Source organism: Parageobacillus galactosidasius (genome assembly GCF_002217735.1).
GTDB lineage: Bacteria > Bacillota > Bacilli > Bacillales > Anoxybacillaceae > Parageobacillus_B > Parageobacillus_B toebii.
Map to the genome: position 1 here is coordinate 1,935,127 of NZ_NDYL01000002.1, position 16,304 is coordinate 1,951,430.

The 16,304-nt window shown below is 44.2% G+C and carries 12 protein-coding genes and 1 pseudogene; 9 read left to right on the plus strand and 4 right to left on the minus strand.

The genetic code is table 11. From position 1 onward, the window contains the following. Positions 1-18: 18 nt before the first annotated feature. Both B9L23_RS19360 and B9L23_RS19365 read right to left on the minus strand, forming a co-directional pair. Positions 19-1,638, minus strand: coding sequence for a M20/M25/M40 family metallo-hydrolase (locus tag B9L23_RS19360; protein ID WP_089098270.1), 1,620 nt, complete (start codon positions 1,636-1,638; stop codon positions 19-21). A gap of 171 nt (positions 1,639-1,809) precedes the next feature. After that, on the minus strand, positions 1,810-2,313 hold the full coding sequence (locus B9L23_RS19365) for a PTS sugar transporter subunit IIA (protein ID WP_089098271.1): 504 nt from the start codon (positions 2,311-2,313) through the stop codon (positions 1,810-1,812). 431 nt (positions 2,314-2,744) lie between these two features. Between B9L23_RS19365 and B9L23_RS19370 the strand changes: the two genes are divergently transcribed. The 5 genes from B9L23_RS19370 (at position 2,745) to B9L23_RS19390 (ending at position 7,832) form a co-directional block, all read left to right on the plus strand. Then, a complete protein-coding gene (locus B9L23_RS19370; RefSeq protein ID WP_089098272.1) occupies positions 2,745-3,983 on the plus strand; it encodes a PucR family transcriptional regulator in 1,239 nt (412 codons plus the stop codon). Between the two features lie 119 nt (positions 3,984-4,102). Further along, entirely contained in the window at positions 4,103-5,236 is a 1,134-nt protein-coding gene (ald, locus tag B9L23_RS19375) for an alanine dehydrogenase (RefSeq protein WP_015865381.1), read from the plus strand. 134 nt (positions 5,237-5,370) lie between these two features. After that, positions 5,371-6,183 (plus strand): pyridoxine/pyridoxal/pyridoxamine kinase, encoded by an 813-nt coding sequence (gene pdxK, locus B9L23_RS19380; protein ID WP_015865382.1) that lies wholly within the window; start codon positions 5,371-5,373, stop codon positions 6,181-6,183. A 109-nt stretch (positions 6,184-6,292) separates the two neighbouring features. Then, the gene (locus B9L23_RS19385) at positions 6,293-7,144 is read left to right on the plus strand and encodes a carbon-nitrogen hydrolase family protein (RefSeq protein WP_089098273.1); all 852 of its coding nucleotides are present in this window, start codon (positions 6,293-6,295) and stop codon (positions 7,142-7,144) included. Between the two features lie 16 nt (positions 7,145-7,160). Further along, positions 7,161-7,832 (plus strand): GNAT family acetyltransferase, encoded by a 672-nt coding sequence (locus B9L23_RS19390; RefSeq protein ID WP_089098274.1) that lies wholly within the window; start codon positions 7,161-7,163, stop codon positions 7,830-7,832. A gap of 41 nt (positions 7,833-7,873) precedes the next feature. Here the strand turns inward: B9L23_RS19390 and putP are convergent, their stop codons facing one another. Continuing rightward, on the minus strand, positions 7,874-9,328 hold the full coding sequence (gene putP, locus B9L23_RS19395) for a sodium/proline symporter PutP (protein WP_062754497.1): 1,455 nt from the start codon (positions 9,326-9,328) through the stop codon (positions 7,874-7,876). A gap of 249 nt (positions 9,329-9,577) precedes the next feature. Between putP and B9L23_RS19400 the strand changes: the two are divergent. After that, positions 9,578-10,317: pseudogene (locus tag B9L23_RS19400) on the plus strand (basic amino acid ABC transporter substrate-binding protein); the annotation flags it as partial. A gap of 93 nt (positions 10,318-10,410) precedes the next feature. On the opposite strand, the gene B9L23_RS19405 reads toward B9L23_RS19400, so the two are convergent. After that, positions 10,411-11,124 carry a TrmH family RNA methyltransferase gene (locus B9L23_RS19405; protein ID WP_089098276.1) on the minus strand — a complete coding sequence of 238 codons (714 nt, stop codon included), beginning with the start codon at positions 11,122-11,124 and terminating at the stop codon, positions 10,411-10,413. Positions 11,125-11,482: 358 nt separating this feature from the next. Here B9L23_RS19405 and B9L23_RS19410 point away from each other — a divergent pair, with 358 nt between their 5' ends. The 3 genes from B9L23_RS19410 to pflA all read left to right on the plus strand — a co-directional run bounded on the left by B9L23_RS19410 (position 11,483) and on the right by pflA (position 16,189). After that, positions 11,483-12,877, plus strand: coding sequence for an amino acid permease (locus B9L23_RS19410; protein ID WP_089098277.1), 1,395 nt, complete (start codon positions 11,483-11,485; stop codon positions 12,875-12,877). Positions 12,878-13,134: 257 nt separating this feature from the next. After that, the gene (pflB, locus tag B9L23_RS19415; protein WP_089098278.1) at positions 13,135-15,384 is read left to right on the plus strand and encodes a formate C-acetyltransferase; all 2,250 of its coding nucleotides are present in this window, start codon (positions 13,135-13,137) and stop codon (positions 15,382-15,384) included. Positions 15,385-15,439: 55 nt separating this feature from the next. Continuing rightward, entirely contained in the window at positions 15,440-16,189 is a 750-nt protein-coding gene (gene pflA / locus B9L23_RS19420; protein ID WP_081189688.1) for a pyruvate formate-lyase-activating protein, read from the plus strand. Positions 16,190-16,304: the final 115 nt, after the last annotated feature.

Genomic DNA, 16,304 nt, shown 5'->3' on the forward strand with positions numbered 1-16,304 from the left:
TCCTCTAGTTATACCAAATTATCTTGCAAATACTTCTTTAATCGTATATTCCAGCCACTCCTTCACTGTTTCAAACGCAAAACGAACGTTGAGGCGCTCGGTCCATTGATGGGCGCCGCGTCCGACCGGACCGACATTGAGCACCGGAACTTGAAATTTTGCCAGCGCATCAAACGGCAAATGATAGCCGCGATTCCACACCGGCATGTTATCGGTAAGAGCTCGTAAAGAAGATGAAGATTGCTGCAAGCCGACATAGCTTAAGTCGGAAATTCCGCCGAAGTAATGTTGCTGCACAAGAGAAATGCCATGCTTTTCTTGCGCGTATTTTTGCAGCTTCGCAACAAGACGCTGAACGAGCGGATCGCTGCTGGCGTTGACAGCCGGGTAATACGGAGGAGCATAAAAAAGAACGATCATCGGCGCGAAATCTTTACAAAGCATGGCAAGCCGGTCGACTAGTTTGATCGTTTTCTCCCGCTCGTCTTTCGCTGCTTCCGTTGATAAAACGCTTGCTTCAAGCTGTTCGATTCTTTCTAATCCAACCATCTCCACTGCTTTCTTTCTTAACTCTGAAAAAGTGAATACGTTGACAGACAGCGGTTTCGGTGCCCATTTTTCGAGTTTCGCAAAACGGGACGCCTCATCGTTATAACGCTCTTCGATGCGTTTTGCCGCCCACTTTGCGATCGCGATTAACGAGTTTGTCACATCGTCGAGCGACCTTTTCTGCAAAAATAAATTAAATAACGTTACCGCGCGATGCGGTATTTGCACAGAATATTCTTCTTTTAAATCGGTCTGCAATAAGTTTGTCGGCGGCGGACTGACTTCCCCACTAAACACTTCGCAAAAATCAGTGTTAAATTCTAATTCATTAGCGATTTGCGCCGCCATGAAATTGGCATTTAGCCCTGCGAACGGTTCTCCGACATGCGTTTCTTTTCCGTAACAATAAAAGCCCGGCAGCACTTTTCCAATCGAGCCGGTGTAAATGTAATTCGCTTTGTCCCCTGGGTAGCGAGTAAACATCGGTTCGGAATTAAGCACAAGCCGATAGGTTAATCCGTATTTTTCTGCCATTTCGACAAGGATCGGCACGGCCGCACGCATTCCTACCGAGCTCACTTCCTCATCCGGTACCGTAAGCAGCAGTAAATTTCCTTCAAACTTTCCTTGGCATGCTTGCTCGATCAGCGACATATGAAGAGCAAGACCGCACTTCATATCCATCACGCCGCGGCCAAATAACCATTCCCCTTCTTCCATATCAGCTTGCACATCAGAAGGAAGCTGTTGTTTCTGTTCGTAAAACCGCTCCGTCAGCTTTTCGGGAGAAAATGCGGCGTCCTTCCATGCCCCGTAATCTTGCACATCGACCACATCAAAATGGCTGATGAGAATGACGGTATCGCGCACTTGTTCCGCTTTTTTCACCAGTGCGGTTACAAAATAACGGCCATCACCTGTCGGATGCAATTGCACAAATTTATTATTTTCCCGGAAATAATCAAGTGTGCACAACTGTTCCGTGATGTATTGTGCAAGTAACACTTCCGCTTCTGTCCCGCTAATGCTTGGATATTCAACTAAATGACAAAGCAATTGCTTTAATTGTTGCGTCGTTTGCCATTTCATCCCGATCCCCCATTATTTTTGATATCGTTCTCCCTTATTTTAGCAAAAAATAACGCCGCCACCTATGGCAGGTGCGGCGTTACAAACTCCATTTTTGGATGTCAAAGTTCGACAAATAAAATCATTTGATAACATTGCGAAAAATACGGAGCCTGCCGCAATGGGCAGTGGTTACGCATTTTTCGTTTCGATATGAAAAATGACTGTTTCTCCTTTTGTCGCCTTCGTTTCGGACGTTTTTTGCAAGCTTGCCACGGCATCGCCGTTTGTCACGATAATCGGTGTGACCGTGCTTTTCGCTTTTTGTTTGACAAGATCTAGGTCTACCGTTAATAAACGCTGGCCGGCTTTGACACGGTCTCCGGCTGCTACATGCGCTGTAAATCCTTCGCCATTCATCGAAACCGTTTCCAATCCCACATGAATTAACAGTTCTACGCCCGCTTCCGAACGCAAACCGACCGCGTGTTTTGTTGGAAATACTTGTACGACTTCCCCATTGACAGGCGCAACAACTTCTCCTTCCGTTGGTTCAATCGCGATACCGTCTCCCATCATTTTTTGCGAAAAAACGGGATCAGGAACTTCTTCTAGAGACTTGATTGTGCCTGTCAATGGCGCAACCACATCTTCATGAGTCGGCTTTTCTTTTTTGCCAAACCATTTTTTAAACATGTAGTCCATCCTTTCTTCTTTTTTAAATAAACGAGATAAATGAACAAAAAAAACCTAAAACGCCACCATCGTGTTCGTCTTAGGTCTTGCCTGCAGTCGCAGTCACAATCCCATCCTTTTTCATATTTAGGGTAAATGGAAATTCCAAATTTGTCAAAGAATAACGATATAAGTTCATTGGAAATTCATATTTTGGCTATGCTCATTGTCTTAAGCATCGGCAAATCTCGTCCGCCACTTCACGGATAGTCAATTTCCCGCCGATGTCAGAAGTTTTTATGCCATCTGTTGCTACACTTCGATAATCGGTTCCTTTATAATAAAGCCCCTGCACACTCCTCTCAAAAATTGGTTTCGTGCTAAAATAAAAACAAACAATTTTTTGTTTGTGCATTTCCACAAATTCACGTTATGAAACGAGGGAAACGGATATGACCCATCACGATGACCCATTTCAAGGGAACTTCGACAGCCTCGAAGAATTTGCGGACCATATTAGCGATCTGTTGCAATGTCCGATTACGATTGAAGACGCAAACCATCGGCTCATCGCCTATAGCGCTCACGATGACTATACCGATCCGGCGCGTACCGCAACGATTATCAGCCGGCGCGTACCCGAAAAAGTGATTAATAGTTTATGGAAGCAAGGGGCGATCCCGGCGTTATTAAGCAGTCGTGACCCTGTCCGTGTCGCGGCCATTTCCGAAGTCGGTCTCGGCAGTCGTGTCGCCGTCTCGATTTGGAAAAACGACGAAGTAATCGGATTTATTTGGGCATTGGAAACAGACCGCACGTTATCGAAAGAGGATATGGAGCTGTTAAAAAAAGCAGCAAAAGCAGCGAAAAATAAAGTATTGCAGCTGTATATGCGCAAAAATAAAAAAGAAGAACGGGTTCAGGAATTTTTTTGGAAGCTGTTGACGGGACATATGACGACAGAGGAAGAAATTAAAGAAAATTTCGAGATGATGCAAATCCCGACCGCTCCTTTATTTTCCGTCATCGTTTTTCGGCTTGCCAACGAAATTACGAGAGAGATTGAAAAACAAATTTCTTATCTGTTACAGACAACTCAACAAATTCAACTTCTTCTGTATACGACAGACCGGAGTGATGTCATTTTATTGGCAACACCGAAAAATGCAAATCAACCGCTGCAAGAGTTTAACTGCTTTATCCAATCATTCGCGACGAAAATGAAGGAGCGATTTCACATTAGCAGCATTCAAAGCGGCTTCGGCGGTATATACGAAACGTATACATGCATCGAAAAAAGCTACAAGGAAGCTTTAACAGTGCTGAAAATGAAAGAAAAGTTTCTGGCGCAAATCAGCTCCATTTATGGATATCAACAATTGGGCATTTATCAATTTTTTGATTTATTGTTAGAGAAAAAACGACAAGGAGAGTTTACCAACACGGCTTTACTCAAATTACAATCGTACGATCAAAAACATCATAGCGATTTAGTCGAAACATTTGAAATCTTTTTCGACCACGACAGCAATGTCAATGAAACGGCGAAAGCGTTAAACATTCATCCAAACACCCTTGCTTACCGACTAAAACGCATCGCCGAAATTGGTGAAATTGACTTACATGATATCAATCAAAAAGTAAAACTATATATCGATATTAAACTTGCCAAATATGAAGCGCTCCATTAAATTAATTTGTGGAAATCCACAAAATGATAGCGCTTCTTTTTTCCTTCTTAACAAAGAAAAAATTATTACAACCATTTATACTATAATTAAGGCCAAAATACGAGGGAGGAATTTCACTCATGATTATTGGGGTACCAAAAGAAATTAAAAATAACGAAAACCGTGTTGCGATCACGCCGGCGGGCGTTATGTCATTCGTTCAAGCTGGACATACGGTGTTAGTGGAAAAAGACGCAGGAATTGGAAGCGGTTTCACTAATGAAGATTATGCAAGCGCTGGAGCGCAAATTATCGATCAAGCACAAGACGTATGGGCAAAAGCGGATATGATCATGAAAGTAAAAGAGCCGCTGCCAAGCGAATATAACTATTTCCGCCCAGGACTAATTTTATTCACGTATTTGCATCTTGCTGCAGAACCGGAATTGGCGCGTGCACTGAAAGAAAAAGGCGTAATTGCGATCGCGTACGAAACTGTACAAGTCGGCCGCACCCTTCCGCTTCTTACGCCGATGAGCGAAGTAGCAGGACGCATGGCGGCGCAAATCGGCGCGCAATTTTTAGAAAAACCAAAAGGCGGAAAAGGCATTCTTCTCGGTGGTGTTCCAGGAGTAAGCCGCGGTAAAGTGACGATCATCGGCGGCGGTACTGTCGGAACGAATGCGGCAAAAGTCGCAGTCGGTTTAGGCGCAGATGTAACAATCATCGATTTAAGCGCAGACCGCCTTCGCGAGCTAGATGACATTTTCGGCCACCAAATTACGACATTAATGTCCAACCCAATGAACATCGCTCAAGCGGTCGCAGAGTCGGATCTTGTGATCGGCGCTGTTTTAATCCCAGGAGCAAAAGCACCAAAACTTGTTACAGAAGAAATGGTCAAAGCGATGAAACCAGGTTCCGTCATTGTCGATGTCGCGATTGACCAAGGCGGTATCGTCGAGACAAGCGACCACGTCACGACGCACGACAACCCAACATACGTCAAACACGGTGTCGTTCACTATGCGGTTGCCAACATGCCTGGAGCGGTTCCAAGAACATCCACGCTCGCATTAACGAATGTAACGATTCCATACGCTCTGCAAATCGCTAACAAAGGTGTTCATCAAGCCGTCGCAGACAACCCGGCGTTAAAACTTGGCGTCAACGTCGCAAACGGCGAAATCACTTACGAAGCAGTTGCCCGCGACCTTGGCTACAACTATGTCCCAGTGGAAGAAGCGTTAGGAAAACAACTAACCGCAAATTAATCCATCATACCGGTACTGCGCGCCTGGCGCAGTGCCGGTTTTTTATTCCTTTGCCACAACCACTTTTCTATCTTATCGAAGTGATTTTATGCTATTATTAAAGAATCATGATACATACGAGGGAGGAATGCACCATGGCAATGCCTAAAGCACTGACCATCGCCGGTTCTGACAGCAGCGGCGGCGCTGGCCTTCAAGCGGACTTAAAAACGTTTCAAGAACTTGGCGTATACGGAATGACCGCGATTACGACGATCGTCGCGATGGATCCACATAAACAATGGTTTCATCAAGTGTTTCCGATCGATCTCGCTACTATCGAAGCGCAGCTCGAAACCATTATTGTTGGCGTCGGAGTTGACGCGATGAAAACCGGCATGCTTCCGACAACAGATATCATTGAACTTGCCGCAAAAACGATTGAAAAACATCAATTGACCAATGTTGTCATTGACCCGGTAATGGTATGTAAAGGAGCGGACGAACCGCTTCATCCGGAAAATACAGTATGCTATCGCGAAGTGCTTGTGCCAAAAGCGACAGTAGTAACACCAAACTTATTCGAAGCAGCACAATTAAGCGGGCTAAGCCGCATTGAAACGGTGGAAGATATGAAGGAAGCGGCGGGAAGAATCCATGAGTTTGGCGCAAAATATGTAATCGTAAAAGGCGGACGCAAAATTCCTCATGAAAAAGCGATCGACGTCCTATACGATGGAAAAACGTTCGAATTGTTGGAATCCGATCGCATCGAAACAACTTATACACACGGCGCAGGCTGCACGTTCTCCGCTGCGATCGCTGCAGAACTTGCGAAAGGAAAGCCGGTGAAAGAAGCGATCGCAACGGCGAAGGAGTTCATTACGGAAGCAATTCGCCATTCTTTCCCGCTCAACCAATATGTCGGGCCAACAAATCATGGCGCGTACCGCCGCTATCATCAATAATGAGGCAGGAGGAATATCTCCTGCTTTCCTTTTGCTTTATACAAAAAAACAAACGTGATAATATTATAAAAAAACAAATAATTTATTAAAAGAAGGATGTGTGAATCGATTGAGAGTATCTGCTGTTCAATACCATCTCCATACCATTGATTCGTTCCAGCAATTTGCCGATCAAGTAACCCATTACGTAAAAACCGCACAAGAGTTCGAAGCGGAATTTGTCCTGTTTCCCGAATTTATAACCACCCAGCTGTTATCCATTCCGACCAATTCAGGAAAAGCCGCAACCATTGATGACTTGCCAAATTATACAGAACCGTATTACGAGCTATTCACTTCGTTAGCGAAACAAACGGGCATGTACTTAATTGGCGGCACACATGTTATTCGCAAAAACGGAAAGTTATATAATGTCGCCCATTTATTTACACCAGACGGACAAATTCATCAACAAGCAAAGCTGCATATTACTCCGACGGAAGTAAAAGAATGGGGCATTGCTCCGGGAGAAAGCATCAATGTGTTCGAAACAGAAAAAGGGACGATCGCGCTGTTGACGTGCTATGACATTGAGTTTCCGGAAGCCGTTCGCATCGTTCGCGCCAAAGGAGCAGACGTCATCTTCTGCCCATCATGCACCGATGACCGTCATGGATTCCATCGCGTACGGTATTGCTGCCACGCGCGCGCCGTCGAAAACCAAGTGTATGTCGTCACGACAGGCACGGTCGGCTCGCTGCCAACCGTCGACTTCATGCGCGCCAACTTCGGCCAAGCCGCGGTTATTACACCAAACGATATTCCGTTCCCACCGCGCGGCATTTTAGTCGAAGGGGAAATCAACGACGACATGATTGTCACCGCTGACCTCGACTTGTCGCTGTTGTATAAAGTGCGGGAAAAAGGTTCGGTGACGACATGGCGCGACCGCCGCACCGACTTGTACCCAGATTGGAAATAAGGGAGAGGACGAATCGATGAAATACGTACGAATTACAAGCATTGACGACCCGCTTTTTGCAAAAATGTATGAGTTGCTAAAAACAGTATTTCCAGAAGAAGAAGTGCTCGAGTTTGAGCTGTGGAAAGAACCGCTCCAAGACCAGAATTTGCGCGTCTGTGTCGCCATACTAGACGATAATGTCGTCGGTGCGACCGAATACCGCTACTACCCGGACATGAACGTCGCGATGACGGACTTTACAATCATCGGTAAAGAAGGGCTTGGCATCGGCCGCTTTTTAATGGAACACCGCGAGAAAGATTTGCTAGGGATGGCCGCCAAGCACGGCAACGAGCTATTGGGCATGTTTGCGGAAATTTACGACCCTTATCGCGTGCAAGATCATTCGTTCGGCGGCATTAAACCGATGGACCCTTACGTCCGCCGCGAAGTGTTGTCCCATATCGGCTACCGCAAGCTTAACTTTCCGTACGTCCACCCTTCGTGGAAAAATGATGGGGAAGCGGTATCCGCCCTTGATTTTTGCTTCCTATCTTATAGCCATAAGGGAGACACGCTGCCGGCCGATCTCATCGTCCGCTTTCTTCAGACGTACTATGCGATTTTGCCAAACAAATCAGACGCCTGGCATGACATGATAGAAAACTTAAAAACGAAAACGGAAGTGGAATTGCTGCCGATTTAACGAAAAAAACCCGGATGCGACAACACGTCCGGGTTTTTTTCTTATAACGATGCTTTGAAACGGTCAAACTGCTCAGCAATTTTACCTTCCGGCGCCTTTGTTAACAAGCTGACGATCACAATCGCCGCCAAACTCGCAGCGAAGCCTGGAATCATTTCATAAAGCAAGCTTTTTAAATACGCTGATTGCGTCCAGAGAATAACGGTCATTGCTCCTGCAACCATGCCGGCAAGCGCACCCCATTTCGTCATGCGCCGCCAGAACAGACTTAATAAAATGACGGGACCGAACGAAGCGCCAAAACCTGCCCACGCATAGCCGACCAAGTTTAAAATCGTGTCGTTTTTCGTATACGCCAACGCCGACGCTACTAACGCTACAATGAGCACGGAAAGCCGGCCGACGAAAACTAATTCTTTATCCGAAGCCGAACGGCGGAATAATACTTTATATAAATCTTCCGTTAAGGAACTTGACGTCACCAGAAGCTGCGAAGAAATCGTGCTCATAATCGCCGCTAAAATCGCCGAAAGCAAAAATCCGGTAATGAGCGGATGAAATAAAATTTCTCCGAGCTTGACAAAGACGGTCTCCGGATCTCCAAGCTTCGGACCGTGCTCAGAAAAATAGGCGATTCCAAATAACCCTGTCAACATCGCGCCGACAACGGAGAAAATCATCCACCCCATTCCAATGCGGCGGGCATTTTTCATTTCCTTGACCGATGAAATCGCCATAAAACGGACAATAATGTGCGGTTGTCCGAAATAACCGAGACCCCACGCAAACAGCGAAATAATACCGAGGAAGCTAGTTCCTTTCCATAAATCGAGCAAATTAGGGTCAATGTTTTTAATGGTAGTAAACGTATCGCCGACACCGCCCGTATGGAAAAGCGTTACGGCCGGGACAAGAATAAGAGCAATAAACATAATCGTTCCTTGCACAAAATCGGTCCAACTAACAGCCAAAAATCCTCCAAACAATGTATACGCAACAACGACACCAGCAACAATCCATAGCCCTGTATGATAACTTGTGCCAAATGAGTTTTGAAACAGCACCGCTCCAGATACAAGACCAGAAGATACATAAAAGGTAAAGAAAATCATAATAACAAGACCGGAAATTAACCGAAGCAGCTTCGATGTATCGCCGAATCTATTTTCCAAAAATTCCGGAATCGTAATCGAATCATTTGCTACTTCCGTATATACACGCAAACGAGGCGCAACATATAACCAGTTCGCATATGCTCCGAGCGTAAGCCCAATAACAATCCATGATGCACTTAATCCTTGCGCATACATTGCTCCTGGAAGCCCCATCAACAGCCAACCGCTCATATCGGAAGCCCCCGCACTGAGCGCTGTGACCGCAGGGCCTAACGTCCTTCCCCCAAGCATATAATCGGAAAGGTTGGACGTACGTTTATAAGCCCAATACCCAATAAGAAGCATCCCAATCATATACACTGCGACAGAAATCAATACCAAGGCATTCTCCCCTTTCCTTTGTTGCCTTCTCTATCATCATAACGAAAGAATATTATTTTTACAATAATAATTATAATTTTCCAATTGTTTAGAACATAAATATATTATAAGGTTTTCCAAAAAACAAAACGAATATTCAATTAATTTATAATATAAAAATAAACCAACCCACTTCTGCTACATTATTTTATAAAAATGAATATTCATTTGTTTCAAGAATATTATAAATTGAAATTCAACTAATAGAATATAATAGTGAGGAGGTTTATTAATACGATCGCTGTAGTGCTTGCGTCGCTTACAGCGTTGGCTGCATGTGGTGGAAAATCTGCGGAACCGAGTTCTTCTTCCTCTTCGGGAAAAGAGGAAACAAAGAAAAAATTATCGTCGGAACAGACGCTGCGTTTGCACCGTTTGAGTACATGGATAAAGGGGAAATCGTCGGTTTTGACGTTGACTTGTTAGATGCGGTTATGAAAGAAGCTGGCATCGACTATGAACTGAAAAATATCGGCTGGGATCCGCTCTTTGCCGCATTGCAAAGCAAAGAAATCGATATGGCGATCTCCGGCATCACGATCAATGATAAGCGGAAACAAACATACGATTTCTCCATTCCTTATTTTGAATCCACCTATATGATTATGGTGAAAGAAAATAGTCCAATCAAAAATGCGCTTGACTTAAAAGGAAAAACGATCGGCGTCCAAAACGGCACCACGGGACAAGCAGCAGTAGAAAAATTGCTTGGAAAAGAAAATAAAAACATTAAAAAATTCGAAAACACGGTTGTGGCGATTATGGACTTATTAAACGGCGGCGTCGAGGCGGTCGTTACGGACAACGCGGTGGCAAGCGAGTATGTGAAAAACAATCCGGATAAAAAAATCAAAACCATCGCCGATCCAGAACATTTCGAGTCTGAGTTTTACGGGCTGATGTTCCCGAAAGGAAGCGACTTGAAGCCAAAAGTGGACGAAGCGACAAGGTTTTTTACGGACCACAACAGCAAAAAGCTGGTCTTCGCCATGCTGCTTCCATCCGCAAACAAAAAAGAATCCTTCCCTCGCATTTAGGGAAGGCTAAACAGAACGACCCAGCTGCTTTGCCAGCCGTTCGCGAATGCGCGGATTTAACGTTTGCCACATCCATTTTTCAAATAGCTCCTTTTTTTCTTGAAATGGTAAATAGTAGCGCTCGCCTGCTTGTTGGCGCGCTCTCTCGGTTACATCGTATAACGCAAGCGCTGCCGCCACTGATATATTAAAACTTTGGACAAACCCATACATTGGAATCATAAACGTCGCATCAGCGGCACGAATCGCCTCTTGCGACACACCGCTATGCTCGTTGCCAAATAGAAGCGCCGTCGGCCGCGACACATCGATGTCGCCAAGGCGAAGCGTTCCTTCGCCGAGATAGCTGGCATACACTTGATACCCTTTTGCTTGCAGCTCTTTAATCGTCGTTACAATATCCGGTTTTTGCTGCAGCGTCAGCCATTTATCGGCATGTCGCGTCACAAGCGGGTTCGGCTGAAACGGCGTTTTTCCAGTGACGACATACACATCCTGCACGCCAAACGCTTCCGCTGTCCGCAACACCGCCGCTTGGTTATGCGGATCGTCGACTGCTTCAGTCAATACCGTAATATAACGCGTCCGCTTTTGAAGTACATCATACATCCGCTTTAACCGTTCCGGTAAAATCATTTCCCAAATAAGACGCGTTTCTTCCGTCAACACCCCTTCTTTTTGCAGCTGTTCAATGAACGCTTTTGCTTCTTGCTCGTTCATTGCCATCACCTTCGTTTCTTCTAATAATCTACCTAGAACGAATCTCATTGTACAAAATTTTGACAATGCGAGCAAACACAACAAGCCGAAAAACTTCTTAATAAATCCATACATTCCCATTTTTTTATTGCCTATCATGAACCATAATACATATTACAAAGCAAATGATATATTTATTAGAATATTATTAATTTTATTTAAATAACAAAGATACCACTTATTTCATATATAAATACATTTACAAATATTTATCCAGCATATACTATATTAAATGTAAACGCTTTAAAAAATTTTTTAAAATAATTTATTTTTTATTTGCTTTTTACAAAATTGTCCCGATCGATAGGAGGAAACGATTATGCAAACTCCAAAAAATGAACAAAAATTACATCGTGGATTAGAGGAAAGACATATTTCTCTTATGTCTCTTGGGGCAGCGATTGGGGTCGGGCTATTTCTTGGCTCTGCATCTTCCATCAAATTAGCGGGACCGGCGATTTTGATTGCTTATGCGGTAAGCGGCGCGATTATGTTCTTTATTATGCGCGCACTCGGCGAAATGGCCGTGGAAAACCCGGTTGCCGGTTCATTCAGCCGCTACGCGCATGACTATTTAGGACCGCTTGCTGGTTATTTAACCGGGTGGAACTATTGGTTTTTATGGGTAGTTACTTGCATCGCGGAAATCACCGCTGCCGGCATTTATATGCAATTTTGGTTCCCTGATACGCCAAGATGGATATGGGCGCTAGCCGCTTTAATAATGATGACATTAATCAATTTCCTCGCTGTCAAGGCGTACGGGGAATTAGAATTTTGGTTTGCGCTTATTAAAATTGTCACCATTGTATTTATGATCATCGTTGGCTTGGGCATGATTCTGTTCGGAATCGGCAATGGCGGAGTCGCCACAGGCATCAGCAACCTTTGGGAACATGGCGGATTTCTCCCGAACGGCTTTACCGGTGTGTTAATGTCTTTGCAAATGGTGATGTTCGCCTACTTAGGAATTGAAATGCTCGGCGTTACGGCCGGCGAAGTGAAAAATCCGGAAAAATCGCTGACCAAAGCGGTCAATAGCGTATTTTGGCGCATTTTAATTTTCTACGTGGGCGCATTATTTGTCATCATGTCCATTTACCCTTGGAACGAAATCGGCGAAAAAGGAAGCCCGTTTGTCTTAACATTTGAAAAAATCGGCATTCACGCCGCTGCGGGAATCATCAACTTTGTCGTTTTAACGGCTGCGTTGTCTTCCTGCAACAGTGGAATTTTCAGCACAAGCCGCATGCTCTTCAACTTGGCTGAGCAAAAAGAAGCACCGCCTTCCTTCGCTAAACTGACAAAGCGCGGAATTCCAGGCGTCGCCCTCATCGTCACGGCGTTAGCGATGTTAGTCGGTGTGTATTTAAACTACGTTTCCGAAAAAGTATTCCAATGGGTCACAAGTGTCGCGACATTTGGCGCGATTTGGACATGGGCGATTATTTTGCTTTCGCAATTGCACTTCCGTAAACGCTTAAGCCCAGAAAAGCAAAAACAATTAAAGTATAAAATGCCGCTTTATCCTTATAGCTCTTATATCGCTCTCGCCTTTTTAGTCGGAGTTACCGGTTTAATGGCATATTTCCCTGACACACGAATCGCACTTATCATTGGACCAGCCTGGCTCATCTTGCTCGTTGTCGTCTATTATGCAAAAGGCATGCATAAGCGCCATGCCTACCCTTCTGATAAAAAACAAGTTAGCTAAACAACCGTCTCCATCCCTTTTATAGGGATGGAGATGTTTATTTTTTTACATCCTTCTCCATGTTCATTGATGATCCTTTCTCCCTTCCCCCTGTTACATACCAACACCATCATTCATTTAATATTGTTCAATATTTCACAAACTATTCAATAATAGATTGTTCTAGGCGTCAATAAATATAGTATTGTATAGTTGAAATCTGTTATATATATTTTTTTGATCTGTTATAGTTACAGGCGATTGGGAGGGGATCTGTTATGAAACAAGCTACTGCTGTATTAGACCCGTGGCGAAATTTTAAAGGGTCAAAATGGAAAAAGTCCATTGACGTCCGTGACTTTATTTTAAACAACGTCACCGTTTACTATGGGGATGAGTCATTTCTAGAAGGGCCTACAGAAGCGACGAAGAAACTATGGGAACAAGTGATGGAATTGTCGAAACAAGAACGCGAAAAAGGCGGCGTTCTCGATATGGATACATCCATTGTTTCCACCATCACTTCCCACAGACCGGGTTATTTAAACAAAGACTTGGAAAAAATTGTTGGTTTTCAAACAGATAAACCGTTTAAGCGCGCATTAATGCCGTTCGGAGGCATCCGCATGGCGCAACAATCATGCGAAGCATACGGCTACAAAGTAAGCGACGAAGTGAAAAAAATTTTTACCGAATACCGAAAAACCCATAACCAAGGTGTATTTGACGTTTACACCGAAGAGATGAAATTAGCGCGCAAAGCGGGAATTATCACAGGCCTTCCAGACGCATATGGACGCGGCCGCATTATTGGCGACTATCGCCGCGTGGCGTTATACGGTGTCGATCGTCTGATTGAAGAAAAACAAAAGGATTTGAAAAACACTGGCGCAAGAACGATGACGGAAGACATTATCCGCCTTCGCGAGGAAATTGCTGAACAAATTCGCGCGTTAAACGAATTGAAACAAATGGCATTAAGCTACGGTTACGACATTTCCGAACCAGCGCAAAACGCACACGAAGCATTCCAATGGCTCTATTTCGCTTATCTTGCCGCTATTAAAGAACAAAACGGCGCAGCGATGAGCTTAGGCCGCGTGTCCACCTTCTTAGACATTTATATCGAACGCGACCTACAAGAAGGTGCGCTAACAGAAAAAGAAGCGCAGGAACTTGTCGACCATTTTGTGATGAAATTGCGCCTTGTCAAATTCGCCAGAACACCGGAATATAACGAACTATTCAGCGGCGACCCGACATGGGTAACAGAATCGATCGGCGGAATGGCGATCGATGGTCGTCCGTTAGTCACGAAAAACTCGTTCCGCTTCCTTCATACGTTGGATAACTTAGGACCTGCGCCAGAGCCAAACTTAACGGTACTTTGGTCGAAACAATTGCCGGAAGCGTTCAAAGAATATTGCGCGAAAATGTCGATAAAAACAAGCTCGATTCAATATGAAAACGACGACTTAATGCGCGTGGAATTCGGCGATGACTATGGAATTGCTTGCTGCGTATCGCCAATGAGAATTGGCAAGCAAATGCAATTTTTCGGAGCGCGCGCCAACCTTGCGAAAGCATTGTTATATGCGATTAATGGCGGCGTTGATGAAAAATTAAAAATACAAGTTGGTCCTGAGTTTGCGCCAATTACATCCGAATATTTAGATTACGATGAAGTCATGCGTAAGTTTGATCATGTACTTGAATGGCTTGCGGAACTTTATATTAATACACTCAATGTCATTCATTACATGCACGATAAATATTGTTATGAACGCATTGAAATGGCGCTTCATGATTCGCATATTTTACGCACGATGGCAACTGGTATCGCCGGACTATCGGTTGTCGCTGATTCGTTAAGTGCGATCAAATACGCAAAAGTCAAACCGATTCGAGATGAAAACGGCATTGCCGTTGATTTTGAAATCGAAGGAGATTTCCCGAAATACGGAAATAACGATGATCGCGTCGACCAAATTGCGGTTGATTTAGTCGAACGTTTTATGACGAAATTGAAAAAACATAAAACGTATCGCGATTCAAAACATACGTTATCGATTTTAACGATTACATCGAACGTCGTATACGGGAAAAAGACAGGAAATACGCCAGATGGCCGTCGCGCTGGCGAACCGTTTGCTCCGGGAGCGAACCCGCTGCACGGCCGTGACACGAAGGGAGCGCTCGCTTCGTTAAGCTCTGTCGCGAAATTGCCATTTGAACATGCATTAGATGGCATTTCTAATACGTTCTCAATCGTGCCGAAAGCTTTAGGAAAAGAAGAACATGCCCGTGTTCGCAACCTTGTCGCCATTTTAGATGGTTACATGGAAAAAGGCGGACACCATCTCAACATTAACGTGTTGAATCGTGAAACGTTATTAGATGCAATGGAACATCCAGAAAAATATCCGCAATTAACGATTCGCGTCTCTGGATATGCCGTCAACTTCATTAAATTAACTCGTGAACAACAAATTGACGTCATTAACCGCACATTCCACGAAACGATGTAACGATCTCCCCCTCCTTCTTGAGGGGGGATATTTCTCTTAGGAAGGAGACCATCCGATGAAAGGGTTTATTCATTCGATTGAGACATGCGGCACCGTCGACGGTCCAGGCCTTCGCTATGTCATCTTCACACAAGGATGCTTGCTGCGCTGTCAATATTGTCATAACGCCGACACATGGGAAATCGGAAAAGGAAAAGAAATGACCGTAGAAGAAATTATCGATGATGTAAAAACGTATTTGCCGTTTATCAACGCTTCCGGCGGCGGAATTACCGTCAGCGGCGGGGAACCTTTGTTGCAAATCGACTTTTTAATCGAGCTATTTAAAGCATGCAAAAAACTCGGCATTCATACAGCGATCGATTCGTCAGGAGGATGCTACACGGCGGAAGCGTCGTTCCAGCAAAAATTAAACGAATTGCTTTCCTATACTGATTTAATTTTGCTTGATTTAAAACATATTGACGAAAAAAAACATCGGAAGCTGACAGGAAAAACAAATCAACATATTTTACAATTTGCTCGGTTCTTATCCGAAAAAAACGTTCCTGTTTGGATCCGGCATGTTCTCGTTCCAACCATTACAGACGACCCGAATGATTTGCGCAGTCTCGCCGCTTTTATTCGCACGTTAAATAATGTAGAAAAAATTGAAATTCTCCCATATCATAAATTAGGAGTATACAAATGGAAAGCGCTTGGATTGAAGTATCCTTTGGAAGGAATTGAACCTCCTTCGGAAGAAAGCGTGGAAATGGCACAACGAATCCTAAACGGAACAGAAGATACAGTGCCTCTTACGTAATTGTTTTTATGATAACCTCCCTTCTGTCTCCATCCTACCAACCGTTTCATATTTCGATAATGAGCCGAGGCGTTATTTTTCTCTAAGACCTGAGTCGTATTTTCTAATCAACATC

Bases quoted from the DNA above. Each gene is read 5' to 3' on its own strand.
- ald (WP_015865381.1), top strand. From the start codon at position 4,103: ATGATTATTGGGGTACCAAAAGAAATTAAAAATAACGAAAACCGTGTT.
- pflA (WP_081189688.1), top strand. From the start codon at position 15,440: ATGAAAGGGTTTATTCATTCGATTGAGACATGCGGCACCGTCGACGGT.
- pflB (WP_089098278.1), top strand. From the start codon at position 13,135: ATGAAACAAGCTACTGCTGTATTAGACCCGTGGCGAAATTTTAAAGGG.
- B9L23_RS19405 (WP_089098276.1), bottom strand. From the start codon at position 11,124: ATGAACGAGCAAGAAGCAAAAGCGTTCATTGAACAGCTGCAAAAAGAA.
- B9L23_RS19390 (WP_089098274.1), top strand. From the start codon at position 7,161: ATGAAATACGTACGAATTACAAGCATTGACGACCCGCTTTTTGCAAAA.
- B9L23_RS19365 (WP_089098271.1), bottom strand. From the start codon at position 2,313: ATGTTTAAAAAATGGTTTGGCAAAAAAGAAAAGCCGACTCATGAAGAT.
- B9L23_RS19410 (WP_089098277.1), top strand. From the start codon at position 11,483: ATGCAAACTCCAAAAAATGAACAAAAATTACATCGTGGATTAGAGGAA.
- B9L23_RS19370 (WP_089098272.1), top strand. From the start codon at position 2,745: ATGACCCATCACGATGACCCATTTCAAGGGAACTTCGACAGCCTCGAA.
- pdxK (WP_015865382.1), top strand. From the start codon at position 5,371: ATGGCAATGCCTAAAGCACTGACCATCGCCGGTTCTGACAGCAGCGGC.
- B9L23_RS19360 (WP_089098270.1), bottom strand. From the start codon at position 1,638: ATGAAATGGCAAACGACGCAACAATTAAAGCAATTGCTTTGTCATTTA.